Source organism: Nocardioides endophyticus (genome assembly GCF_039543845.1).
GTDB lineage: Bacteria > Actinomycetota > Actinomycetes > Propionibacteriales > Nocardioidaceae > Nocardioides > Nocardioides endophyticus.
On sequence record NZ_BAABKN010000036.1, the window covers coordinates 1 to 22987 of the forward strand.

The following is a 22987-nucleotide window of genomic DNA, read 5'->3' on the forward strand; positions in this document are numbered from 1 at the left end:
GCAGACTCCCGGACGAGCACTCGACACGAGGCTCGTTGCAACAACCGGTTGAGTCCGCATTGTCATGTTCTTGGGGCGGTGGCCACGACGGTCGACCCGCGCGGGCCCGCAGGCCGACCGAGGCCGCAACCATCCACCGCAACCCCAGACTGCGGTGACCCCATAACCCGTCTGTCGCGTCACCGGCGGTGACCCGAGCGGGCCGTGGCGTTGGCGTCGCCGGCCCGGGTGTCAGTAGCAACTGGGGTCGGGCCCCGATGGCGCTCACACCTCAACCAGCGGTGGCCAACGGGTTACTGGTTCGCTGACCGCCCGATGGCACAAGTAGCCTCTGCGCATGATCTTGCGGATGTCGAGCCTCTTCGTACGGACCCTGCGCGAGGACCCGGCGGACGCCGAGGTGCCGAGCCACCGGCTCCTGGTCCGTGCGGGCTACATCCGGCGCGCGGCGCCAGGCATCTACACGTGGCTGCCGTTGGGTCTGAAGGTGCTCCGCAAGATCGAGGGCATCATCCGCGAGGAGATGGACGGCATCGGCGCACAGGAGCTCAGCTTCCCGGCCCTGCTGCCCAAGGAGCCCTACGAGGCGACCAACCGGTGGACCGAGTACGGCGACGGCATCTTCCGTCTCAAGGACCGCAAGGGCGCCGACTACCTGCTGGGGCCGACCCACGAGGAGATGTTCACCCTCGTGGTCAAGGACCTCTACAGCTCCTACAAGGACCTGCCGCTCTCGATCTACCAGATCCAGACGAAGTACCGTGACGAGGCGCGCCCCCGCGCGGGACTGCTGCGCGGGCGCGAGTTCGTGATGAAGGACTCCTACTCCTTCGATGTCGACGACGCTGGTCTGGACGCCAGCTACCAGGCCCACCGCGACGCCTACATCCGGATCTTCGACCGGCTCGGGTTCGAGTACGTCATCGTCAAGGCGACGTCGGGCGCGATGGGCGGCTCCAAGTCCGAGGAGTTCCTCGCGAAGGCCGCCGTCGGCGAGGACACCTACGTCCGCTGCACGAAGTGCGACTACGCCGCCAACGTGGAGGCCGTGCAGGTCGCGCCCCCCACGCCCGTGGCGTACGACGACGCGCCCGCCGCCCACGCCGAGCAGACGCCGGACACGCCGACCATCGAGAGCCTGGTCGACCACCTCAACGACAAGTTCCCCCGCGAAGACCGTCCGTGGACGGCGGGAGACACCCTCAAGAACGTCCTGGTGATGTTCAAGCACCCCGACGGCACCCGGGAGCCGGTCGCGATCGGCCTGCCCGGCGACCGCGAGGTCGACCAGAAGCGCCTCGAGGGCCAGATGGAGCCGACCGAGGTCGAGCCCTTCGACGAGGCCGAGTTCAAGAAGCACCCGAGCCTGGTCAAGGGCTACATCGGCCCCGGCGTGCTGGGGGAGAAGAACGCCACCGGCATCCGCTACCTCGTCGACCCCCGCATCGTCGAGGGCACCCGCTGGGTCACCGGCGCCGACGTCGACGGCAGCCACGTCATCGACCTGGTCGCCGGCCGCGACTTCACCCCCGACGGCACCATCGAGGCCGCCGAGGTGCGCGACGGGGACCCCTGTCCCAACTGTGACGGCGGCGTCCTCGAGAGCGCCCGCGGCATCGAGATGGGCCACATCTTCCAGCTCGGTCGCAAGTACGCCGACGCGCTGGACCTCAAGGTGCTCGACGAGAACGGCAAGCTCGTGACGGTCACCATGGGCTCGTACGGGGTCGGGCCGTCGCGCGCGGTCGCCGCGATCGCGGAGGGGACCCTCGACGAGGTCGGGCTCTGCTGGCCACGCGAGGTCGCGCCCGCCGACGTACACCTCGTCGCCGCAGGCAAGGACGAGCACGTGCTCGCGGCCGCGGAGCGGATCGCCCACGAGCTGTCGAGCAACGGCATCGACGTGTTGTACGACGACCGGCTCGGCAAGATCAGCCCCGGAGTGAAGTTCAAGGACGCCGAGCTGATCGGTGTCCCGACGATCGTCGTGGTCGGCAAGGGTCTCGCCGCGGACGGCACCATCGAGGTCAAGGACCGCGCCAGCGGCGCCAGCGAGCAGGTCCACGCCGACCAGGTGGTCGACCACGTCGTCAGGCTCGTGCGTGCCTGAGGGCATCGACGCCGTCATCTTCGACTGGGGCGGCACCCTCACGCGTTGGCACGACGTGGACTTCCACGCGGAGTCGCTGGCGCTCGCCCAGGCCGTGGTCGACGTCGACCACGACGTCGAGGTCTCCCGGGAGCGGCTGCACGCCGCCAACGAGACGATCTGGGGCCGGTCCCGCGACCACCAGCAGAGCGCGACGGTGGCGGACCTCTTCAGCGAGGCCGGCCTGGAGCACGACCCGGGCCTGCTGACGGCGTACTTCGAGTTCTGGGAGCCGCACACGCTGACCGATCCGGACGTCGGGCCGCTGTTCGAGGCGCTGCGCGCCGCCGGCGTGAAGGTCGGCGTGCTCTCCAACACGATCTGGCCGCGGGCCTGGCACGAGGGGTTCTTCCGCCGTGACGGGGTCGACCACCTCATCGACGGCGACGTCTACACGAGCGAGATCCCGTGGACCAAGCCGTCGCCGCACGCGTTCCGGGCGGCGATGGACGCCGTGGGCGCGACCGAGCCGCGCCGATGCGTGTACGTCGGAGACCGGCTCTTCGACGACGTCTGGGGCGCGCAGAACGCGGGGATGCGGGCGATCCACGTCCCGCACAGCGTCATCCCGCCGACCCAGATCGGTCACAGCGAGGGGACGCCGGACGCCGTCGTGCACCGGCTGGGCGAGATTCTGGCCGTCCTCGACGCCTGGGTCTGACCCTTCTCTGACTGCAAGATCCTGCACGTTTGTGCAATGCAGAAACGTGAGGTTGGCGCCCACTCCCGCTCAGCGCCGCCGTGTTGCATGCTTTTGCAAGAGCAGAAACCGCCAGTCCCCCCACATCCCGGCGGAATCGCTCTCGGGCCTCAAGTCCAGGCCTCAGCGGTCCGCGTACTCACCTGCTCCGGGGAACATCTCGGGAGTTCCCCGGAGGGTGAGTACGCGGACCGCTGTTTCATTCAGGGCCTTGATCGCCCACGCACGCCGCTCGTCGACGGTGTTCGCGACCAGCCAGGCGTACGTCGTCGCGCACGCCTGCTCCGTCTCCCGCGCGACCCGGGCGATCCGCTCGGCCCGCTCCAGCCCGGACGGCACGTCGTACGCCGCCTCCGCTGCGACCGGTTCGGCGTCGAGCTCGGTGATCGCTGCGGTGAGCTCGTCGCGCCGCACCCGGTGGGCCGCGAAGGCCGCGGTGATCGCCTCGAACAGCTGCACGTTGGCCGACTGCGAGGTGCGGCCACCGAGCGTGCCGAGGACGTAGACGGCGGCGTGCTCCGCGGCGAGGGTGGTCTGGAGGGCCTCGACGTCGCTCACAGGGCCACCAGGCGCTGGGAGACCGCAGCGGACATGGAGGCGAGAAGTCGGGCCAACCCGCCGCTCTCGGCGGCCAGCGAGGCGTCGACCAGCTGGCTCTGCAGACGGCGCTCGGTGCGCTGGAGGGCGGCCATGGTGGCGCTGCCCGGCGACGGGCTCGGCGGTGTGCCGTCCAGGGCCTCGATGTGCGTGCGGTGCAGCAGGGCCAGCTCCGAGACCCCGGCGGCAGTGGCCAGCTGCTCGGCGCCGGCCAGCTCGTCGAGCACCCGGTCGATCAGGTCCTGGTCCGGGTCGTCGCTCGTGGCGGGAGCGGACGCGGGTGCCGGATCGCCGTCGTCGGCGCACCCGGAGAGGGTCGCCAGCGTGATGGTTCCCACGCCCAGTAGGGCGCGTCGCGAGAGCAAGGGGTCGAGAGGCACGGCGCCGACCCTATCGCCGTGGGGTCGATGCAGCTCCGAGCCGCTATCGTGGACGATCGACAACAGCACAAGGAGGTCGCCCGACCGTGAGCAGTGCCAAACAGGACGCCATTCGGGATCGGATCGAGGCTGAGCTCGACGACCCCCTACGTGCCCTGGGCCTCGACATCGAGGCCGTCGACATCACGCCGGCCGGCAAGCGCCGGATCCTGCGCATCGCCGTCGACAAGGACGGTGGGGTCACCCTCGACGAGGTCGCCGAGGCGACCCGCGAGGTCAACCGGGTGCTCGACGAGTCCGATGTGATGGGCGAGCAGCCCTACACGCTCGAGGTCACGTCACGTGGGGTCGACCGTCCGCTCACCCTCGAGCGCCATTGGCGCCGCAACGCCGGCCGGCTGGTCAAGGTCACCTTCGACGACGGTGAGACCGAGACCGGCCGGATCATCGAGGCCGCCGCCGAGTCGGTGTCGCTGGACATCGACGGCAACCGCCGGGAGGTCGGGTACGCCGAGGTCAAGAAGGCCTTGGTGCAGGTGGAGTTCAACCGGCAGAAGTCGGACGACGACGGGGACGAGGAGGGGGCCTGATGGACATCGACATGAGCATCCTGCGCATGCTCGAGCGGGAGAAGGAGATCTCCTTCGACGTGCTCGTGGAGGCGATCGAGCAGGCGCTTCTCACGGCGTACACCAAGTCGCCCGGCGCCCACGAGAGAGCGCGCGTGGAGCTGGACCGCAAGTCCGGTCACGTGACCGTGATGGCGGCCGAGCTCGACGACGAGGGCAACACGATCGGCGAGTTCGAGGACACGCCTGACGGCTTCGGTCGCATCGCTGCCACGACCGCGAAGCAGATCATGCTCCAGCGCCTGCGCGACGCCGAGGACGACATCCGGTTCGGCGAGTTCGCCGGCAAGGAGGGCGACATCGTCTCGGGGATCATCCAGCAGGGCCGCAACCCCGACGACGTGATGGTCGACCTCGGCAAGATCGAGGCGATGCTGCCGGTCGGCGAGCGGGTGCCCGGTGAGCGCTACGACCACGGCACCCGCATCAAGTGCCTGGTGGTGTCGGTCCGCAAGGGCATGCGCGGACCGCAGGTCACGCTGTCGCGGTCGCACCCCAACCTGGTCAAGAAGCTCTTCGCGCTCGAGGTGCCCGAGATCGCCGACGGCACCGTCGAGATCACGGCGATCGCCCGCGAGGCCGGTCACCGGACCAAGATCGCGGTGAAGTCGGCCGCGCAGGGTGTCAACGCCAAGGGTGCCTGCATCGGCCCCATGGGTTCGCGGGTCCGCAACGTCACCTCGGAGCTGCACGGCGAGAAGATCGACATCATCGACTGGTCCGAGGACCCGGCCGACATGGTCGCGCACGCGCTCTCCCCGGCCCGGGTCACCTCGGTCGAGGTGATCGATCTCGAGGCCCGGTCGGCGCGCGTCGTCGTACCCGACTTCCAGCTGTCGCTCGCGATCGGCAAGGAGGGCCAGAACGCCCGGCTCGCCGCGCGGCTGACCGGATGGCGGATCGACATCCGCTCGGACGACGAGCAGCCCGAGGGCTGAGCGTGTTCGTGGTCGAGGGCGGGGACGCCGTCGGGTCCTCGCCGCGACCGGAGCGACCGCTGCGTCGTACGCCTGGTTCGGCGAGCGCCTCGACCGGGTGCCGTTCGTGCCGTACGACGACTCCTGGGAGCCGGCCGGCGGACCGCCCGAGCTCGTGGGGCTCCACGAGCACTGCCTCAAGACGTACGCCGACCGGGTGCCTGCCGCGCGGATCCCGGTCGAGCGGGATCGGTGGCTCGGTCTGCCGACGACGCTCGTGAGCCATCCCGATGCCGAGCTCGGACGGATGCTCTGGCCGGAGCTGCTGGCGGTCCTCAGCGGTTGAGGAAGGCCTGGATCTCCGACCAGTACGTCGGCTCGTCGGAGAGGTCGTTGTGGTCAGCGCCGGGGAAGTCCACGACCTGCGTGCTCGGCCGCAGTACGGCGAGCAGCGCGTCGGTGCGCCCAGGGCGGACCAGCTCGTCGCGCCCGGCGCGCAGCACCAGGATCTCGGCGGCGACGTTGCGTGCGACCGCGGCGGAGACCCACCGGTCGGCGATCAGGTGGCGCACCGGCAGGCGCGGGAAGAGGTCACCGGCCGTGGCGGCCAGGCTGTCGAACGGCGTCACGAGCACCAGCCGCTCGGTCGGTCTGCGGGCAGCCACCTGCATGGCGACCCCGCTGCCGAGGCTCCGGCCGACCAGGTCCACCGGCGCGTCCGGGTGCAGTCTCGCTGCCTCGTCGACGAGCGCCAGAGCATCGGAGGTCAGCGCCCGCTGGCTCGGCCGGCCCTCGCTGGCGCCGTAGCCCCGATAGGCGACGAGATAGCTGGTGTGGTGCGGGAACCGCCTGTCGAGCTCCGGGCGGAGCCAGCCCAGGCCCTCGCCGTTGCCGCCGAAGTAGACGAGGGCCCGGGCCTGGCCGGGGTTGACCACCCAGCCGCTCAAGCCGATGCTGCCGACCGACAGGGTGAAGTCCGTGTCCCGGATGTCGACCCTGGTCCCGGCGCTCGGGTAGACCAGACGGCGGGTGATCGGGGCGAGCAGGGAGGCGAGCACCGCCGCAACCTACCCCCGGATCCAGTCCACGGTGAGCGAGGGCACCAGGTGGTCGTCGTCGCCGGTGGACCACGCGGGGAAGTCGAAGACGCCAACCATGACTTGCATCGGGTACGTCGGGGGGTTCGCGCACCGGCGTACCTCCGCTCCGTCCACGGTGAAGACGGCCTCACGATCGTCCCAGTCGACGGCGTACGTGTGCATCTCGGTCACGTCGACCGGGAGCCGAGGAGCGGCGAAGTCCTGCCGGAGGGCCGGGTCCCGGAACGCCTTGATGCCGACCCCCACCTCGGCCGACGGCCCGGGCCCCAGGTCCTTGCCGAAGATCTCGACCACGCACAGCTCGCCGCACTGCTGCTGCGCAGGGTCGTCCTCGAAGCCGCTGAGCCACAACGCCGCCATCGACCGCGGCGAGATCGTCATCGCGCACCGGACCTCGACGTGGCCGGACGACGGCAGCCAGCCCTCGAAGCGGGGCTGCTCCTCGCGCACGAGCTGACCCTCGCGGAACCTCTGCTGACCGCGGGTGCTGCCCACCGGGCCGGAGAAGCCGCCCGACTGCAGACCCGACACGCGCAACGGCGGGTCGTGGTCGCCGGGGCACCACAGCCCCTGGGTCGGAGGAATGAACAGGGTGAGTCGCGAGTTCTCCACGGCGTACGTCGCGGTGCTGGCGTCCCGCGAGCTCCATGCGGGCAGGTACGACGTCAGCCAGGTGGAGCGATCCACGTCCGTCTGGTCGAAGTCGTCGGCGAAATCCCAGGAGCCGTGCGGCACACCACCACGGTAGGGCGTAACGCCCCGGTTCGATATCCGGTGCCCGAGCGCGCTAGTCTTGTCGGCAGTGGCGCGCGAACACATCCTCCCTGCATGCCCGGAACCCTCAGCCCCCACGGGCCCGGTCCGGACCTGTGTCGGATGTCGGAAGCGGGCCGCGAAGAGCGAGTTGTTGCGGGTGACCGCCGGCTCGGATGCGCACGGCCAGCCGGTCGTCGTACCCGATCCGACAGCCACCGCACCCGGCCGGGGAGCGCACCTGCACCCCACTGCCGAGTGTTTCGAGCTCGCGGTACGCCGGAAGGCTTTCGGCCGTGCCCTACGGGTCACGACGGGACTGTCCAGCGCACCGGTGGGTGAGTACCTCGACTCGCACGAACATCAACCCTGATTGACCGACAGAAACTGGAGCAGCAGCTCATGAGCACTCGATGAGTTCTTTCCGATGAGTTTGCACACCCCACTAACGGTCTGAATCAACCCCCCAGCTGAAGAACTGGACCCGGGTCTCAGGCCAGAAGGAGAAGCGTGGCTAAGACCCGAGTTCACGAACTCGCCAAGGAGTTCGGTGTCGAGAGCAAGTTCGTTCTCGAGAAGTTCAAGGAGATGGGGGAGTTCGTCAAGTCGGCGAGCTCCACTGTCGAGCTCCCGGCGGAGATGCGTTTCCGCAAGGAGTACGGCGACAAGCTGAAGACGGAGGCCCCCGCGGCAGCGGCCGCGGCTCCCGCCGCCAAGCCCGGCCCGAAGGCGCCGGCCAAGAAGGCTGCTGCGGCGCCTGCCGAGCCCGAGACCCCCGCGGCCGAGAAGGTCGAGGCCGTCGCCGACCCGGTCGCCCCGGTCGCCGAGCCGGCTGCCGAGACCGACGCGCCTGCCGCCCCGAAGCCCGGCCCGAAGAGGGCTCCTGCTGCGGAGGCTCCGGCCGCCGAGGCGCCCGTCGCCCCTGCGACGACGGAGCCCCCGGCCGAGCCCGAGGCGCCGGCCGCGTCGGTGAGCCCGAAGGCCCCCGCGCCCCGTCCGGTGGGCAAGCCCGCCGGCACTCCGCGTCCGGGCAACAACCCGTTCGCGTCCAGCCAGGGCATGGGCCGCAAGCCTGCCCCTGCGCGTGAGGGTGCGCCCGGTGGCGCGCCCGCTGCTCCCGGGGCCCCCGGCGGCGAGAACCGTCCGCCGCGTCCTCCGGGCGCCCGTGACGGCGGCGCGCCCGGTCGCCCGGGCATGCCGCGCCCCAACCCGGCGATGATGCCCAAGTCCCCGGCCGCCTTCGGTGGCGGCCCCGGCGGCCGTGGCCCCGGTGGTCCCGGCGGCGCTCGTGGCGGCCCCGGTGGCCCCGGTGGTGCCCGTGGCGGCGCTCCGGGTCGCGGTGGCGCGCCGGGTCGCGGTGCGCCCGGTGCCGGTGCAGGCGCCGGTGCTCCGGGTCGTCCCGGTGGCTTCGGTCCCAGCGGCGGTGGTCGTCCCGGCGGTGGCCGTCCCGGCCAGCGAGGCCAGACCCAGGGTGCCTTCGGTCGCCCGGGTGGCCCGTCGCGTCGTGGTCGCAAGTCGAAGCGGGCACGTCGTCAGGAGTTCGAGGCCATGCAGGCCCCGACGATCGGTGGCGTGCGCGTCCGCAAGGGCGATGGCGAGACCGTCAAGCTGCCCCGTGGCGCGTCCCTGACCGACTTCGCCGAGCGCATCGGCGTCGACGTCTCCTCCCTCGTGCAGATGCTCTTCTCGCTCGGCGAGATGGTGACGGCGACCGAGTCGGTCAACGACGAGACGTTCGAGCTGCTCGGCGAGGAGCTCAACTACGTCGTCCAGGTCGTCTCCCCGGAGGACGAGGACCGCGAGCTGCTCGAGTCGTTCGACCTCGAGTTCGGTGAGGACGAGGGCGACGAGGCCGACCTCGCGATCCGTCCGCCGGTCGTGACCGTCATGGGTCACGTCGACCACGGCAAGACCAAGCTCCTCGACGCGCTTCGCAACGCGAACGTCGTCGACAAGGAGGCCGGCGGCATCACCCAGCACATCGGTGCCTACCAGGTCACGGCCGAGGTCGACGGCAACGACCGTCGCATCACCTTCATCGACACCCCGGGCCACGAGGCGTTCACCGCCATGCGTGCTCGTGGTGCTCAGGCGACCGACATCGCGATCCTCGTGGTCGCGGCCGACGACGGTGTCATGCCGCAGACGGTGGAGGCGCTCAACCACGCCAAGGCCGCCGGCGTCCCGATCGTGGTCGCGGTCAACAAGATCGACAAGCCGGAGGCGGACCCGACCAAGGTCCGCGGCCAGCTGACCGAGTACGGCCTGGTGCCCGAGGAGTACGGCGGCGACGCGATGTTCGTCGACGTCTCGGCGAAGTCCGAGCTCAACCTGGACAAGCTGCTCGAGGCCGTCATCCTCACGGCGGACGCCTCGCTCGACCTGCGGGCCAACCCCAACCAGGACGCCCAGGGTCTCGTCGTCGAGGCGCACCTGGACCGCGGTCGCGGTCCGGTCGCCACGGTGCTGGTCCAGCGCGGCACGCTGCGTGTGGGCGACTCGATCGTCGCCGGCGCCGGCTACGGCCGCGTGCGGGCGATGCTCGACGAGCACGGCGACACCATCACCGAGGCCGACCCGTCGCGTCCCGCGATGGTGCTCGGACTCACCGCGGTGCCCGGTGCGGGCCAGACGTTCATCGTGGTCGAGGACGACCGGATGGCACGTCAGATCGCCGAGAAGCGCGAGTCGCGTGAGCGGGCGGCCATGCAGGCCAAGCGCCGCGTGCGTCGTACGCTCGAGGACTTCATGGCCTCCATGGAGAAGGGCGCGAGCCAGGAGCTCAACCTCATCCTCAAGGGCGATGTGTCCGGTTCCGTCGAGGCTCTCGAGGACGCGCTGTCGCAGATCGACGTCGGCGACGAGGTCAACATCCGCGTCATCGACCGTGGTGTCGGTGCGATCACCGAGACCAACGTCGACCTGGCGGCCGCCTCCGACGCCATCATCATCGGCTTCAACGTCCGGCCCCAGGGCAAGGCGACCGAGATGGCGGAGAAGGAAGGCGTGGAGATCCGGTACTACTCGGTCATCTACCAGGCCATCGAGGAGATCGAGGCGGCCCTCAAGGGCATGCTCAAGCCGGAGTACGAGGAGTCGACCCTCGGCCAGGCGGAGGTCCGTGCGATCTTCCGCTCGTCGAAGATCGGCAACATCGCCGGCTGCATGGTCATCGGTGGTGTGATCCGTCGCAACGCCAAGGTCCGCGTCCTCCGGGACAGCGCCGTGATCGCCGACAACCTCGACCTGGCGTCGCTCAAGCGCGAGAAGGACGACGCGTCCGAGGTCCGCGAGGGCTTCGAGTGTGGTCTCGTGCTGCGCAACTTCCAGGACATCAAGGAAGGCGACATCATCGAGGCGTTCGAGATGCGCGAGATCCCGCGCAGCTGATCACCAGCAGCTAGTCAGTGTCGAGTCGGCGCCAGCTTCCACCCGGAAACTGGCGCCGACTCGGCGATTTGAGAGAGTAGGAACCATGAGCAACCCACGGGTCCGCAAGATCGCCGACCGGATCAAGGTGGTCGTCGCGGAGATGCTGGAACGACGGATCAAGGACCCGCGCCTCGGGTTCGTCACCGTCACGGACGTCCGGGTGACCGGCGACTCCCAGCAGGCCACGATCTTCTACACCGTCCTCGACGCCACCGGCGACGACGAGGCGGCACTGGCCGCAACGGCCGCCGCACTGGAGTCGGCCAAGGGGCTGATCCGCTCCGAGGTCGCCAAGCAGCTCGGCACCCGCACGGCGCCGACCCTGACCTTCATCGCCGACGCCCTGCCGGAGACGGCCCGGCAGCTCGACGAGGTGCTGGCCCGCGCCAAGGCCCAGGACGACGAGGTCGCCGCCCGGCGGGTCGCGACGTACGCCGGCGACGAGGACCCCTACAAGAAGCCGCGCGAGGTCGTCGCGGACGACGACCTCGACGACGAAGAGTGACGACGGAGTCCGGTCTGGTCGTCGTCGACAAGTCCGGGGGCATGACGTCGCACGACGTCGTGTCCCGGGTGCGTCGGTTGGCGGGCACCCGCAAGGTCGGCCACGCGGGGACGCTGGACCCGATGGCGACCGGTGTGCTGGTCCTCGGGGTCAACCGAGCGACCCGGCTTCTCGGCCACCTGATGCTGACCGAGAAGGGGTACGACGCCACCATCCGACTCGGCGTCGCCACGACCACCGACGACGCCGAGGGCGAGGTCACCGCGACGGTGTCCACCGACGGGCTCGACGAGGCCGTCGTACGCGCTGCCGCAGCCGAGTTCGTCGGTGACCTCCAACAGGTCCCGACGGCGGTCTCGGCGATCAAGGTCGACGGCAAGCGCGCCTACCAGCGGGTCCGCGACGGCGAGGAGGTCGAGCTGAAGGCGCGGCCGGTGACCGTCCACGAGATCACCGTCCACGCAGTGCGTGGTGCCGAGGTCGACATCTCGGTCCGCTGCTCCAGCGGCACCTACATCCGTGCCATCGCGCGCGACCTGGGCGCCCGGCTCGGCGTCGGGGGACACCTGACCGCCCTGCGGCGTACCGCCGTCGGCCCCTATGACCTCGCCAGCGCCCGGTCCCTGGACCAGCTGGGGGAGGAGTTCTCGCTGATGCCGATCGCCGACGCCGCGCGGGCGGCGTTCCCGACGCGTGATCTCGACGACACCCAGGCCGCCGACGTACGGGTCGGGCGGGCGCTCGACATCGGTCTCGACACGCTTACGGCGGTGTTCGCACCCGACGGTGAGTTCCTCGCTCTGTACGAGCCGCGCGGTGAGACGGCCAAGGCCGTCGCAGTCTTCGTCTGAGCCGGTGGATAGTCTGTCCGCCGTGCAGATCTGGCGCTCCCTCGACGAGGTCCCGACCGACCTCGGCCCGACCGCCGTGGTGATCGGGAACTTCGACGGCGTGCACCTCGGGCACCGCCACGTGCTGGCCCGGGCCCGCGAGGTCGCGGACGAGCGTTCGCTGCCCGTCGTGGCGGTCACCTTCGACCCGCACCCGATGGCGGTGCTGCGCCCCGAGCACGCCCCGACCACGCTGACCTCCCTCGAGGTCCGCGCCGAGCTGCTCGGCTCGGTCGGCGCCGACTACGTGCTGGCGGTGCCCTTCGACCGCGAGGTCGCCGGCTGGTCGCCCCAGGAGTTCATCGAGCGGGTGCTCGTCGACAGCCTCCACGCTGCGGCGGTCGTCGTCGGTGCCAACTTCCGCTTCGGCAACCGCGCTGCCGGCGACGTGGCGACGCTGCGCGAGGCGGGCGCTCGGCTCGGCTTCTCCGCCGAGGGGATCCCGCTCGACGGCGGCCCGCAGGTGTGGTCCTCGACGTACGTCCGGATGAGCCTGGCCGCAGGCGACGTCGCCGGTGCCGCCGAGGCGCTCGGCCGGCCGTACGCCGTGCGCGGTGTGGTCGTCAAGGGAGACCAGCGCGGCCGCGGCCTGGGCTTCCCGACCGCCAACGTGCCGACCAACGCGATGACCGCCGCGCCGCCCGACGGCGTGTACGCGGGCTGGCTGCGGCGCCTGGACACCGGCGAGGTCTACCCGGCGGCGATCAGCGTCGGCACCAACCCGACCTTCGACGGCGTGCGTGATCGCCGGGTCGAGAGCTACGTGCTGGACCGCACCGACCTGGAGCTGTACGGCGTCGAGGTCGAGGTCAGCTTCGTCGAACGCCTGCGCGGCATGGTCGCCTTCGACTCCGTCGACGCGCTCGTGGTGCAGATGACCGCGGACGTCGACCGCGCCCGCGAGCTGCTGGGCTGATGACGGCGGGCCCCGCCGAGCCGCTGGCGGCGGCCGAACTCTGGTTCCAGAAGCACGGCCTGCCCTACTTCGTGCCGGACGAGCGGGCCGCCGTACGCGCGGCCCTGCGTCCCGGTCGCACACTCCCGCTGCTGGTCGGTGTCGTCCTGGTCGCGATCGCGGCGGGGGTCGGGCTCGCGTGGTTCTCCGACGAGATCAGCGCCGGGCCCGCCGTGCTGCTCGCGATCGTGCTGCTGGCTGCACTCTGGTACGCCCTGACCGCGCTGCGCGCCCGCTCGATCGTGGGCTGGGCGCTGAGCCGTACGTCGGGGAGCCTGCGGCTGCTACTGCCCATGACGACGCGGGCGCTGCCGCTGCTGCTGCTCGCGATCACGTTCCTCTTCATCAACACCGAGATGTGGCAGGTCGGCGGCAACCTGACCGTCGGCTCGCTGTGGCTGGTGGTGCTGCTCTTCGCCGCGCTGGCCGTCGGCTTCCTGTTCGTCCGGCTGCCCGAGGAGGTGGACCGCGCCGACGACGACGTCGACGATGCGTTCCTGCTCCGCACCTGCGCCAAGACGCCGCTCGCCGACACCTGCCGCGAGCTGGTCGACGACCCGGAGGCCGACCCGGCGTCGTACGCCGAGGTCACCGGCTACGAGCGCTGGAACCTGATCCTGGTGCTGATCATCGTCCAGTTCGTGCAGGTGCTGCTGCTGTCGCTGTCGGTCTTCGCGTTCCTGATGCTGTTCGGCACGCTGATCATGAGCGATCAGGTGATGCTTGCCTGGCAGACCGAGGACGCCTTCACCACCTCGCGCGCGCTGGTGCAGGTGTCGACCTTCCTCGCGGCGTTCTCCGGGCTCTACCTGACGGTGTCGACCGTGACCGACGAGGCCTACCGCGAGCAGTTCTTCGGCAGCGTGATGCGCGAGCTGGAGCGGGCGGTCGGCGTACGAGCGGTGTATCTGGCGCTGCGGGCGCGCTGCTGACCGAGCGGCGGTGAGCTGGCAACCGAATCGGGCGCGGAAACGGTTGCCCACTCACCGCTGGCGCGTGGCTCGTCGGTCGGCGGTGAGCTGGCAACCGAATCCGGCGGCGGAATGCGGCGAAATGGTTGCTGGCTCACCGCTGACGTGCGCAGATGGCGGTGTTCGCCGGGGCGGCGGTGAGCTGGCAACCGAATCGGGCGGCGGAACGCGGCGAAATGGTTGCTGGCTCACCGCTCCACGGGTCACTCGGCATCCAGGTCCTTCTCCACCAGCGCGACGACTGCGGAGAGCGCGGCCTCGTCGTCGCTGGTGACCTCGACCAGGTCGCCGGGGCCGGCGCCGAGGGTCATGATCAGCAGCGAGGAGCTGGCGTCGACGGCCTCGTCGCCGGGGATGCCGAGCAGCACCTCCACGTCGAGCTCCTCGACGGCCTCCGCGATGATCTGGGCGGGCCGGGCGTGCAGGCCGACGGAGGAGCCGACGGCGACGGTCTTGGTGGGCATGCTGTTCTCCTTGGTTGAGGCTGGGGTACGACGGTCAGACGGTGACGAGCTCGCGCTCGGTGGTGGTCTCGGCCGGGGTGCGACCGATGGACTTGAGGATGATCACGGCGACGGCACCGACGAGGACGCCGGCGAGCAGCGCGATGACGTAGCCGAAGAGGTTGTCGACGGCGAAGATCACGAAGATGCCGCCGTGCGGTGCGCGCACCGCCACGTGCATCGCCATGGACAGGCCGCCGGTCACCGCCGACCCGAGCATGATCGCCGGGATCACCCGCAGCGGATCGGCCGCGGCGAACGGGATCGCGCCCTCGGTGATGAACGAGGCCCCGAGAGCCCAGCCCGCCTTGCCGTTCTCGCGCTCGGGAGCGCTGAACAGGCCGGGGCGGAGGACGGTCGCGAGCGCCAGGGCGATCGGCGGGACCATGCCCGCCAGCATCACGGCGGCCATGATCTGGAGCTCGGGGGCATCGCTGGCGAGGGCGGCGCCGCCGACTCCGGCGGCGGCAAAGCTGTAAGCCACCTTGTTGAGCGGGCCGCCCATGTCGAACGCCATCATCAGGCCGAGGATGACGCCGAGGATGACCGCAGAGCCGCCGCTGAGGCTGTTCAGGCCGTCCTCCAACTGGTTCATCAGCCACGCGATCGGCCGGCCGAAGACGACGATCATCAGCATGCCGGCGACGATCGTCGTGAAGAGCGGAATGACCAGGACCGGCATCAGCCCGCGAGCCCAGGTCGGCACCTTCCAGCCGCCGATCCAGTGTGCGATCAGGCCGGCGAGGACGCCGCCCACGATCGCGCCGAGGAAGCCGGTCGCGGGAGTGCCGAACTGCATCACGTCGGCGGCCAGACCGCCCATGACGAAGCCGGGAGCGATGCCGGGACGGTCGGCGATCGCGTAGGCGATGTAGCCCGCGAGGGCCGGGATGAAGAACAGGAACGCCGTCTTGCCGAGCACGAAGAAGATCGCGCCGATGTACAACAGCAGGCCGGAGTCGAGCGGCACCCGGCTGAGGTCGAGCGCGGCCGGATCCGGCAGGTCGAAGAGCGAGTTGTTCTTCACGATGTCGGCCGCCGGGCCGACGACCTCGTAGCTGCCCAGCAGGAACGACAGGGCGATCAGCAGACCGCCTGCGGCCACGAACGGGATCATGTACGAGACGCCGGTCATCAGCACGCGCCGGGTCCGGCCGCCCCAGCTCTCCCCGGCGGAGCCGTCGTTGGAGTCCGTCGCGCCACCGCCGTCACCCTCGACCCGAGGGCCGTTCGGGTCGTCGGCGTACCGCAGGGCCTCGGCGATCATCGCGTCCGCCTGGTCGAAGGGCCGCTTCACGCCCGAGGACACGACGGGCTTGCCTGCGAAGCGGCCCCGGTCGCGCACGCCGACGTCGACGGCGAAGATCACGGCGTCGGCGTTGGCGATGGTCGCGGCGGGGAGCGGCGTCGTGCCGGCCGAGCCCTGGGTCTCGACCTGGATGTCGACTCCAGCCTTCTCGGCCGCCGCCTCGAGTGCCTCGGCAGCCATGTAGGTGTGCGCGATGCCGGTCGGGCAGGCGGTGACGGCGACCAGGCTGCGGCGGCCCTGGGGAGCGGCGGGCGCAGCGGGGGACGCGGCGGGCGCGGGAGCCTCGCCGACCACCTCGTTGACCAGCGTGGCGACCTCCTCCGGTGTCTGCGCGGCACGCAGCGCGTCGGTGAACGACGCCTTGACCAGCGACCGCGCGAGCTTGGTCAGGAGCTGCAGGTGGGTGTTGGCGCCACCCTCCGGGGCGGCGATCAGGAACACCAGGTCGGCCGGGCCGTCCTTGGCGCCGAAGTCGACCTTCGGGGCGACCCGGGCGAACGCGAGCGTCGCCTCCTCGACACCGGAGGTGCGGCAGTGCGGGATTGCGATGCCGCCGGGCAGGCCGGTGCCCGACTTCGACTCCCGGGCGAACACGTCCTCGATGAGCCGCTCGGCGCTGGTGGCGCGTCCGGCGTCGTCGACGACCTGGGCCAGCGCCCGGATCACGTCGTGCTTGTCGGTGCCGAGGTCGGCGTCGAGGCGCACCAGGCTGGCGTTGATGAGTTCGGACATGGTCACCCTCCCGGGGTGAGGTCGAGGTGGCGGACCGAGACGAGCTCGGGACGGACCTGGTGGGATTGCGGGATGGTCGTGCCGGGCAGGCCGGCGGCCGCGCTGCCGTAGGCGACGGCGAGCGCGAGTCGGTGGGCGGGGTCCTGCGCACGCAGGTCGCCGAGGAGGTAGCCGAAGAGGCTGGAGTCGCCGGCGCCGACGGTGCTGACGACCGCCGTCTCGGGGGGAGTGGCGTGCCAGGCACCCTCGCGCGTGACGAGTACGGCGCCGTGCGGCCCGAGTGTCGCGAGCACGTTGTCGACGCCGCGTCCGACGAGCACGGCGGCGGCGCGGGCGGCGGCGAGCGGGTCGGACTCGAGCTCTGCGCCGTCCGCGCCGGTGACCGAGGCGAGCTCCTCGCCGTTCGGCTTCATCAGGTGCGGTGCCGCGATGTCGAGGCCGTCGACGAGCCCACGCAGCGGTGCATCGGAGGTGTCGACCGCGATCCGGGCACCACTGTCGCGCAGGGCGGCGACCAGCTCGGCGTACCACCCGACCGGCGCCCCCGGCGGCAGCGAGCCCGCCAGCACGAGCCAGTCGGCGCTGACGGCGCGGTGGCGCAGCGCGTCGGTGAGCCCCGCGAGCACCTGCGGGGTGACGGTCGGGCCGGGGCTGTTGAGCTTCGTCGTGGTGCCGTCGGGCTCGCTGACGGTGATGTTGACCCGCAGGGCGCCGGCGGTCGTGATCGGGCGGCAGTCGATGCCGGCGGCGAGCAGCTCGTGGACGAACGGGTCGTCGTCGGGGGCGGGCAGCACCGCGATCGAGGGGATGCCGGCGCCGACCGAGGCGCGGGAGATGTTGACGCCCTTGCCGCCGGCCTGCGAGATCACCGACTCGGCACGGATCACCGTGCCGCGCTCGAGCGGGCCGCCGAGGGTGACCGTGCGGTCGTGGCTCGGGTTGGGGGTGAGGGTGACGATCACGCGACCACGACCTCGACGCCCGCGCGCTCCAGGGCGCGGCGGTCGGCGGCGGAGATGCCGTCGTCGGTGACGAGCACGTCGACCTCGGCGAGCTCGGCGAAGCGGACGGGCGACTCGGTGTCGACCTTGCTGGAGTCGGCCAGGCAGACGACGCGGCGGGCCACGGCGACCATCGCTCGCTTGGTCGCGGCCTCTTCGTGGTCGGGGGTGGAGAGCCCGTGGTCGATGCTCAGCGCGTTGGTGCCGAGGAACGCGACGTCGGCACGCAGCCGTTGCAGCGCTTCGACCGTCTCGGCGCCGACCGCGGCCTGGGTGGTGGAGCGGACCCGGCCGGGGAGCAGGTGCAGCTCGACCTGAGGGCTGCCGGCCAGCCGAGCCGCGACCGGCACAGCGTGCGTGACGACGGTGAGCCGGAGGTCGCGGGGGAGCAGGCTGGCCAGACGGCTCGTGGTCGACCCGGCGTCGAGGAGCACCGTCCCGTTGGCCGCGGGGAGCTGGTCGAGCGCGGCCCGCGCGATCCGCTCCTTCTCCGAGGTGTTGGCCTGGTCGCGCTCGCCGAGGCCCGCCTCCATCACCGCGAGTGCCGTGGCCGGCACCGCGCCACCGTGCACGCGGCGCAGCAGGCCGATCCGCTCGAGGACCGACAGGTCGCGACGGACGGTCTCGGTGGTGACGTCGAACTGCTCGGAGATCTCGATCACCGACACCCGGCCGCGCTCGGCGACGAGCTGGGCCATCGCCTGCTGGCGCTCCTCGGCGTACATCGTCATCGTCTGCTCCCGGTGTTGTGAATCTTTGTATGTGTTGTTTTACGCCCGAATGTGTTGACTGTCAAGGGAGAGGGCTGGTTGACTTGTGGTCATGGTCACCAGCTCTGCAGCCCCGCTCCGGGGTACGCCGGTCGTGCCCGGCGTCGCCTTCGGCCCTGCTTCGCTCGTGCGAGCGGAGGTGTCGCCCGCGGCGATCGCCCGGTTCAACGGCAGGTCGTACGCCGACGCGGACGCGGCCCTCGCGGCGTACGACGCCGCCACCCAGGCGGTGGCCGACGGGTTCGTGCGCAAGGCCGAGGCGGCATCGGGCGCGGCGGCACAGGTGCTCACCGCGAGCGCCGGGCTGGCGCGGGACAAGGGTCTGCGCGGTGCCGTCCGCAAGCACCTGCGCTCGGATGTCGACGTGCTCGCCGCCGTACGCGCGGGAGTCGATCAGTTCGTCACGATCTTCACCGGCATGGGCGGCCTGATGGCCGAGCGGGTGACCGACCTCCAGAACATCGAGCGGCGGATCGTCGCCCAGCTCGTCGGCGAGCCGGAGCCCGGTGTCGGGGTGCCCGAGGAGCCGTGCGTCCTGGTGGCCGAGGACCTGGCGCCGGCCGACACCGCCGGGCTCGACCCGCGCCTGGTGCTCGCGCTGGTGACCGAGCGCGGCGGCCCGACCAGCCACACCGCGATCATCGCCCGCCAGCTCGGCATCCCGTGCGTGGTGGGCGTCGCCGGGGCGATGAAGATCCCCGGGGGCACCTCGCTGCTGGTCGACGGCGTCGCCGGCACCATCGAGACCGACCCCGACCCGACGAGCACTGCCGAGCGGGTGAGCGCCGACGCCGCGGCCCGGACCGCGTTGGCCTCCTGGTCCGGCCCCGGCGCCACGGCTGACGGGGTGCCGGTGAAGATCCTCGCCAACGTCGCCGACGGCGAGTCCGCACGCGCCGCACGCGCCGCTCCCGTGCAGGGGGTCGGCCTGTTCCGCACCGAGCTGTCCTTCCTCAACCGCCAGGACGAACCCTCGGTCGAGGAGCAGGCGCAGATCTATGGCGAGGTGCTCAGCGCCTTCGGCGCCGACGTGCACAGCGCCTTCGGTGACGAGCAGTACGTCGTCGTACGCACCCTCGACGCCGGCTCCGACAAGCCGGTCGCCTTCGCCACGCACGAGGGGGAGGAGAACCCGGCGCTCGGTGTCCGCGGCCTGCGGCTGTCGTTCGGCAACCCGGGGCTGCTGGACCGTCAGCTCGAAGGGATCGCGGCCGCTGCGGCGGCGACCGGCACCGAGACCTGGGTGATGGCGCCGATGGTCGCCACGGTCGCGGAGGCGAAGGAGTTCGCCGACAAGGTGCATGCGCTCGGGCTGAAGGCGGGCGTGATGGTCGAGGTGCCCAGCGCCGCGCTGCTCGCCCATCGGATGCTCGAGGTCGTCGACTTCCTCTCGATCGGCACCAACGACCTGACGCAGTACACGATGGCCGCCGACCGGATGGCGACCGACCTGGCGCACCTCACCGACCCGTGGCAGCCGGCCGTCCTGCAGCTCATCGCGATCACGGCCGAGGCGGGACGCCAGGCCGGCAAGCCCGTGGGTGTCTGCGGCGAGGCCGCCGCCGACCCGCTGCTCGCCTGCGTGCTCGTCGGGATGGGGATCACCTCGCTGTCGATGGCCGCGGCCGCCGTACGGCCCGTCGGCGCGCAGCTGGCCGCCGCGTCGATGGACGAGTGCGAGGACGCCGCCGAGGCGGCCCTGTCCGCCGCCGATCCGGCCGCCGCGCGCGACGCCGTCCGCGCGCTGCTGAGGTAGCCGCAGCGCCGACACGCCGTGCACACTTCCACTCACCGCACTACTGCGCGGTGCGTAGTAGTGTCTCGCGCATGGACAGCACCCAGCTCCTCAAGGGAGTGCTCGACCTCGCCGTGCTGGCGGTGGTCGACGCGGAGGACGGCTACGGCTACGACGTCGTACGCCGTCTGCGAGCCGCCGGTCTCGACGACGTCGGCGACGCCTCGGTCTACGGCACGCTGCGCCGGCTCTACGCCGCCGGCTCGCTGACGTCGTACGTCGTGCCGTCGGAGTCGGGCCCGCACCGCAAGTACTACGGCATCACGCCGGTCGGGCGCGCCGAGCTGAAGCGGCAGGGCGACGACTGGCAGCTGTTCTCGGAGGCGGTCGGTCGCCTCCTCGACACCACCACGGGGAGCGCGCGATGAACGAGACGACCATCGACCTGGACCGCTACGTCGACGAGGTCCGCAAAGCGCTCGCGGACCTGCCCGACGACGTGCGCGAGGAGCTCACCGAGGATCTGGGGGTGGACCTCGCCGAGCTGGTGGACGAGCGGGGAGCCGATGTCCTCCCGGCTCCTGAGGTGTACGCCGCCGAGCTGCGGTCCGCTGCCGGGCTCGCGCCGGGCTCCGGCCGGGTCCGGGAGCGCGTGTTCGCGCGGGCGGTAACGGACTCGGTCGACGCTGCGCATGCCCACTGGGACCGGCTGCTCGACGCCCTGCCGGCCGGGGGCCCACGTGGGTTCCTCACCGCCGTGCAGCCGGTGTGGTGGGTGGCGCGGGCCTGGGTGGCCTGGATGGTCGCGCAAGACCTGCGGCAACCCAGTGTGGAGCTCAACGGTCCCTGGATCGCGGTGCTCGTCGTCTTCGTCGTGGCGAGCGTCCAGCTAGGGCGCCGCTCATGGGGCGTCGACCGCCTGCTGACCGCGTCCGTGGCCGCGCGGCTGCTGCTCGTCGCGCTGAACATCGGCGCGGTGGCGGCGCTGCCTGGCGCGGTCGACCGCGCGGTCTGGCAGATCGCGGAGGACCGCGGAGCGAGCATCTGGGGCGAACCCTGGTACGAGTTGGCCGCGCCGCCCGACGCGACAGCCCCCTAGACCCGCAGCCAGGCGAGCACGGCCCGCACTCGGCGGTGGTCGTCCTCACCGATCGGCAGGTCGAGCTTCGTGAAGATGCTGTTGATGTGCTTGGCGACGGCCTTCTCGGTGACGTGCAGGTGGCCGGCGATGGCCGCGTTGGAGCGGCCCTCGGCCATCAGTCCGAGCACCTCGCGCTCGCGGGGGGTGAGGCGCTCGATCGGCTCGTCGCGCTGGCGCGCCATCACGGTCGCGACGACCTCGGGGTCGAGGACGGTGCCGCCTGCGGCGACGCGTCGTACGCCGTCGACGAACTCCGCGACGTCGGAGACTCGGTCCTTGAGCAGGTAGCCGACGGCTCCCACGCCGCTGGCCAGCAGCTCGCGGGCGTAGAGCTGCTCGACGTACTGGCTGAGCACCATGACCGGGAACCCCGGCCGAGCCGTCCGTACGGCGATCGCGGCGCGCAGTCCCTCGTCGGTCTGCGTCGGCGGCAGCCGTACGTCGAGCACGGCCGCTTCCGCGGCAGGGTCGAGCAGGGCGGCGTCGAGCGCGGGCGCGTTGTCGACCGCGTGCAGGATCGTGAAGCCGTTGCCCTCGAGGAGCTGGATCAGGCCGGCCCGGAGGAGGGCGTGGTCTTCGGCGAGGACAAGGCGCACGGAACCTCCAGGGTGACGATGGTCGGGCCGCCGGCCGGGCTCGAGACGCTGAGTGTGCCGTCGAAGGCGGCCAGCCGCCGCATGACCCCCAGCATGCCGGTTCCGGCGCCCGGATCGGCACCGCCGCGACCGTCGTCGCCCACGACGGCGCGCAGGACGTCGTCCTCGTGCTCGAGCCGGACCCAGCCGTTGCGTGCGCCGGAGTGCTTGCCGACGTTGGCGAGGCACTCGGCGACGCCGAAGTAGACGGCCGACTCGACCGGCGCGGGCGGCCGCCCGGGCAGGCGGGAGTCGACGGTGACCGGGAGCGCCATGTCAATGGCGAGCGCCGAGACGGCGCCGGACAGGCCGCGGTCGGCGAGCACCGGCGGGTGGATTCCGCGGACGACGGAGCGCAGGTCGCCGATCGCGCCCGCGGTCGTCGACCGGGCGTCCTTGATCAGCCGCCGGGCCTGCTCCGGGTCCTCGCTGTCGAACGCCGCGTCGGCCATGCCGAGGCTCATCGACAGCGCGACCAGCCGGGCCTGCGCCCCGTCGTGCAGGTCGCGCTCGAGACGCCGCAGCTCGGCCGCCGAGTGGTCGACCAGGTCGGCACGGGTCTCGGTCAGCACCTGCACCCGCTGCTCGAGCGTCTCGGTGCGGCTGTAGCAGAGGAACCACCGGTCGAACGTCGCCCGCGCCTGCATCAGCGGCGGGGTCACGAACCACCAGATGAAGCCGGTGACGATCCCGAGCAGCAGCACGATCACGATCAGCGAGACCGTGATGCCGACGACGGGCGCCACGAGCAGCCACCCGAGGTCGCGCCACGTCATCGGGTCAGCGAGCACCGTGCGTGCCTTGACGAAGAAGCCGCCTGGCGGCAGGGGACGGTACGGCGGGGGCAGCGGGGTGCCCAGGCTGCGGCCGGCCATCGTCCGGTGCAGGTTCGCGACCCAGCGGGTCGCGGGCAGCACCGCCGCGAGGATGCCGAGCCCGACCCAGACGACGACGAGCACGCCGCCGACGACCCAGAGCACGAACAGCACGATCATCAGGATCGAGAGGAACAGCTGGGCCACGGCGTACGCCGTCAGGACCAGGCGGCCGGGAGTTCCGGTCGTCGTTGGAGTGCTCACCGGACCATCCTCTCCGGCCAGCCCGACGTCGCGCAGTGGTGCAGGCACCACCACCGGCCGGGTCCCTGAGCCCCTGACGCGCGCTGTCTCCGGTTCGAGGCTTG

24 protein-coding genes are annotated in these 22987 nt (G+C 71.5%); 14 read left to right on the top strand and 10 right to left on the bottom strand.

Annotation, left to right across the window (positions count from 1 at the left end):
- Positions 1–337: 337 nt before the first annotated feature.
- Positions 338–2110 carry a proline--tRNA ligase gene (locus tag ABEA33_RS24510; RefSeq protein ID WP_345529733.1) on the top strand — a complete coding sequence of 591 codons (1773 nt, stop codon included), beginning with the start codon at positions 338–340 and terminating at the stop codon, positions 2108–2110.
- Complete coding sequence (locus ABEA33_RS24515) at positions 2103–2810, top strand: HAD family hydrolase (RefSeq protein WP_345529734.1); 708 nt, start codon at positions 2103–2105, stop codon at positions 2808–2810. Before ABEA33_RS24510 ends, ABEA33_RS24515 begins: the two co-directional genes overlap by 8 nt.
- 162 nt (positions 2811–2972) lie before the next feature.
- On the opposite strand, the gene ABEA33_RS24520 is transcribed toward ABEA33_RS24515, so the two are convergent.
- Together ABEA33_RS24520 and ABEA33_RS24525 are read right to left on the bottom strand one after the other, a co-directional pair.
- Positions 2973–3407, bottom strand: a complete 435-nt coding sequence (locus ABEA33_RS24520) for a ferritin-like domain-containing protein (protein WP_345529735.1) — start codon at positions 3405–3407, stop codon at positions 2973–2975.
- Complete coding sequence (locus ABEA33_RS24525) at positions 3404–3826, bottom strand: hypothetical protein (protein WP_345529736.1); 423 nt, start codon at positions 3824–3826, stop codon at positions 3404–3406. Before ABEA33_RS24525 ends, ABEA33_RS24520 begins: the two co-directional genes overlap by 4 nt.
- Positions 3827–3912: 86 nt before the next feature.
- Between ABEA33_RS24525 and rimP the strand changes: the two genes are divergently transcribed.
- The 3 genes from rimP (at position 3913) to ABEA33_RS24540 (ending at position 5718) form a co-directional block, all read left to right on the top strand.
- Positions 3913–4416 carry a ribosome maturation factor RimP gene (gene rimP, locus ABEA33_RS24530; protein WP_425577471.1) on the top strand — a complete coding sequence of 168 codons (504 nt, stop codon included), beginning with the start codon at positions 3913–3915 and terminating at the stop codon, positions 4414–4416.
- The gene (nusA, locus tag ABEA33_RS24535; protein WP_345529737.1) at positions 4416–5393 is read left to right on the top strand and encodes a transcription termination factor NusA; all 978 of its coding nucleotides are present in this window, start codon (positions 4416–4418) and stop codon (positions 5391–5393) included. Before rimP ends, nusA begins: the two co-directional genes overlap by 1 nt.
- A gap of 106 nt (positions 5394–5499) precedes the next feature.
- Positions 5500–5718, top strand: coding sequence for a hypothetical protein (locus tag ABEA33_RS24540; protein WP_345529738.1), 219 nt, complete (start codon positions 5500–5502; stop codon positions 5716–5718).
- Here ABEA33_RS24540 and ABEA33_RS24545 read toward each other — a convergent pair.
- Both ABEA33_RS24545 and ABEA33_RS24550 read right to left on the bottom strand, forming a co-directional pair.
- A complete protein-coding gene (locus tag ABEA33_RS24545; RefSeq protein ID WP_345529739.1) occupies positions 5708–6430 on the bottom strand; it encodes an alpha/beta hydrolase in 723 nt (240 codons plus the stop codon). The genes ABEA33_RS24540 and ABEA33_RS24545 overlap by 11 nt on opposite strands.
- A 9-nt stretch (positions 6431–6439) precedes the next feature.
- Positions 6440–7207 (bottom strand): glycoside hydrolase family 16 protein, encoded by a 768-nt coding sequence (locus tag ABEA33_RS24550; RefSeq protein ID WP_345529740.1) that lies wholly within the window; start codon positions 7205–7207, stop codon positions 6440–6442.
- A gap of 67 nt (positions 7208–7274) precedes the next feature.
- On the opposite strand from ABEA33_RS24550, the gene ABEA33_RS24555 reads away from it, so the two are divergent.
- From ABEA33_RS24555 to ABEA33_RS24580, 6 genes are all read left to right on the top strand, one after another.
- On the top strand, positions 7275–7598 hold the full coding sequence (locus ABEA33_RS24555; RefSeq protein WP_345529741.1) for a YlxR family protein: 324 nt from the start codon (positions 7275–7277) through the stop codon (positions 7596–7598).
- 137 nt (positions 7599–7735) lie between these two features.
- Entirely contained in the window at positions 7736–10615 is a 2880-nt protein-coding gene (gene infB / locus ABEA33_RS24560; protein ID WP_345529742.1) for a translation initiation factor IF-2, read from the top strand.
- Positions 10616–10700: 85 nt separating this feature from the next.
- Positions 10701–11162 carry a 30S ribosome-binding factor RbfA gene (gene rbfA / locus ABEA33_RS24565; RefSeq protein ID WP_345529743.1) on the top strand — a complete coding sequence of 154 codons (462 nt, stop codon included), beginning with the start codon at positions 10701–10703 and terminating at the stop codon, positions 11160–11162.
- Complete coding sequence (gene truB / locus ABEA33_RS24570; RefSeq protein WP_345529744.1) at positions 11159–12013, top strand: tRNA pseudouridine(55) synthase TruB; 855 nt, start codon at positions 11159–11161, stop codon at positions 12011–12013. The genes rbfA and truB overlap by 4 nt, the downstream gene beginning before the upstream one ends.
- 22 nt (positions 12014–12035) lie before the next feature.
- Positions 12036–12968 (top strand): bifunctional riboflavin kinase/FAD synthetase, encoded by a 933-nt coding sequence (locus ABEA33_RS24575; RefSeq protein WP_345529745.1) that lies wholly within the window; start codon positions 12036–12038, stop codon positions 12966–12968.
- Positions 12968–13939: a hypothetical protein gene (locus ABEA33_RS24580; protein ID WP_345529746.1), complete on the top strand. Its 972-nt coding sequence runs from the start codon at positions 12968–12970 to the stop codon at positions 13937–13939. Before ABEA33_RS24575 ends, ABEA33_RS24580 begins: the two co-directional genes overlap by 1 nt.
- Before the next feature lie 242 nt (positions 13940–14181).
- On the opposite strand, the gene ABEA33_RS24585 is transcribed toward ABEA33_RS24580, so the two are convergent.
- The 4 genes from ABEA33_RS24585 to ABEA33_RS24600 are packed head-to-tail and all read right to left on the bottom strand — an operon-like array spanning position 14182 to position 18248.
- Positions 14182–14442 carry an HPr family phosphocarrier protein gene (locus ABEA33_RS24585; protein ID WP_345529747.1) on the bottom strand — a complete coding sequence of 87 codons (261 nt, stop codon included), beginning with the start codon at positions 14440–14442 and terminating at the stop codon, positions 14182–14184.
- 34 nt (positions 14443–14476) lie between these two features.
- Entirely contained in the window at positions 14477–16522 is a 2046-nt protein-coding gene (locus tag ABEA33_RS24590; RefSeq protein WP_345529748.1) for a PTS fructose transporter subunit IIABC, read from the bottom strand.
- A gap of 2 nt (positions 16523–16524) precedes the next feature.
- Positions 16525–17484 carry a 1-phosphofructokinase family hexose kinase gene (locus ABEA33_RS24595; protein WP_345529749.1) on the bottom strand — a complete coding sequence of 320 codons (960 nt, stop codon included), beginning with the start codon at positions 17482–17484 and terminating at the stop codon, positions 16525–16527.
- Positions 17481–18248, bottom strand: coding sequence for a DeoR/GlpR family DNA-binding transcription regulator (locus tag ABEA33_RS24600; protein WP_345530045.1), 768 nt, complete (start codon positions 18246–18248; stop codon positions 17481–17483). The genes ABEA33_RS24595 and ABEA33_RS24600 overlap by 4 nt, the downstream gene beginning before the upstream one ends.
- Positions 18249–18345: 97 nt before the next feature.
- Between ABEA33_RS24600 and ptsP the strand changes: the two genes are divergently transcribed.
- The 3 genes from ptsP (at position 18346) to ABEA33_RS24615 (ending at position 21127) form a co-directional block, all read left to right on the top strand.
- Complete coding sequence (ptsP, locus tag ABEA33_RS24605; protein WP_345529750.1) at positions 18346–20049, top strand: phosphoenolpyruvate--protein phosphotransferase; 1704 nt, start codon at positions 18346–18348, stop codon at positions 20047–20049.
- Positions 20050–20120: 71 nt separating this feature from the next.
- Positions 20121–20456: a PadR family transcriptional regulator gene (locus tag ABEA33_RS24610; RefSeq protein ID WP_345529751.1), complete on the top strand. Its 336-nt coding sequence runs from the start codon at positions 20121–20123 to the stop codon at positions 20454–20456.
- The gene (locus ABEA33_RS24615; RefSeq protein ID WP_345529752.1) at positions 20453–21127 is read left to right on the top strand and encodes a hypothetical protein; all 675 of its coding nucleotides are present in this window, start codon (positions 20453–20455) and stop codon (positions 21125–21127) included. Before ABEA33_RS24610 ends, ABEA33_RS24615 begins: the two co-directional genes overlap by 4 nt.
- Here the strand turns inward: ABEA33_RS24615 and ABEA33_RS24620 are convergent.
- Together ABEA33_RS24620 and ABEA33_RS24625 are read right to left on the bottom strand one after the other, a co-directional pair.
- A complete protein-coding gene (locus tag ABEA33_RS24620) occupies positions 21124–21765 on the bottom strand; it encodes a LuxR C-terminal-related transcriptional regulator (RefSeq protein ID WP_345529753.1) in 642 nt (213 codons plus the stop codon). The two genes, ABEA33_RS24615 and ABEA33_RS24620, sit on opposite strands and share 4 nt — an antisense overlap.
- Positions 21717–22883 carry a sensor histidine kinase gene (locus tag ABEA33_RS24625; protein WP_345529754.1) on the bottom strand — a complete coding sequence of 389 codons (1167 nt, stop codon included), beginning with the start codon at positions 22881–22883 and terminating at the stop codon, positions 21717–21719. The genes ABEA33_RS24620 and ABEA33_RS24625 overlap by 49 nt, the downstream gene beginning before the upstream one ends.
- Positions 22884–22987 lie beyond the last annotated feature (104 nt).

Bases quoted from the DNA above. Each gene is read 5' to 3' on its own strand.
- ABEA33_RS24510 (WP_345529733.1), top strand. From the start codon at position 338: ATGATCTTGCGGATGTCGAGCCTCTTCGTACGGACCCTGCGCGAGGAC.
- nusA (WP_345529737.1), top strand. From the start codon at position 4,416: ATGGACATCGACATGAGCATCCTGCGCATGCTCGAGCGGGAGAAGGAG.
- rbfA (WP_345529743.1), top strand. From the start codon at position 10,701: ATGAGCAACCCACGGGTCCGCAAGATCGCCGACCGGATCAAGGTGGTC.
- ABEA33_RS24580 (WP_345529746.1), top strand. From the start codon at position 12,968: ATGACGGCGGGCCCCGCCGAGCCGCTGGCGGCGGCCGAACTCTGGTTC.
- ABEA33_RS24585 (WP_345529747.1), bottom strand. From the start codon at position 14,442: ATGCCCACCAAGACCGTCGCCGTCGGCTCCTCCGTCGGCCTGCACGCC.
- ABEA33_RS24590 (WP_345529748.1), bottom strand. From the start codon at position 16,522: ATGTCCGAACTCATCAACGCCAGCCTGGTGCGCCTCGACGCCGACCTC.
- ABEA33_RS24600 (WP_345530045.1), bottom strand. From the start codon at position 18,248: ATGTACGCCGAGGAGCGCCAGCAGGCGATGGCCCAGCTCGTCGCCGAG.
- ptsP (WP_345529750.1), top strand. From the start codon at position 18,346: ATGGTCACCAGCTCTGCAGCCCCGCTCCGGGGTACGCCGGTCGTGCCC.
- ABEA33_RS24610 (WP_345529751.1), top strand. From the start codon at position 20,121: ATGGACAGCACCCAGCTCCTCAAGGGAGTGCTCGACCTCGCCGTGCTG.
- ABEA33_RS24615 (WP_345529752.1), top strand. From the start codon at position 20,453: ATGAACGAGACGACCATCGACCTGGACCGCTACGTCGACGAGGTCCGC.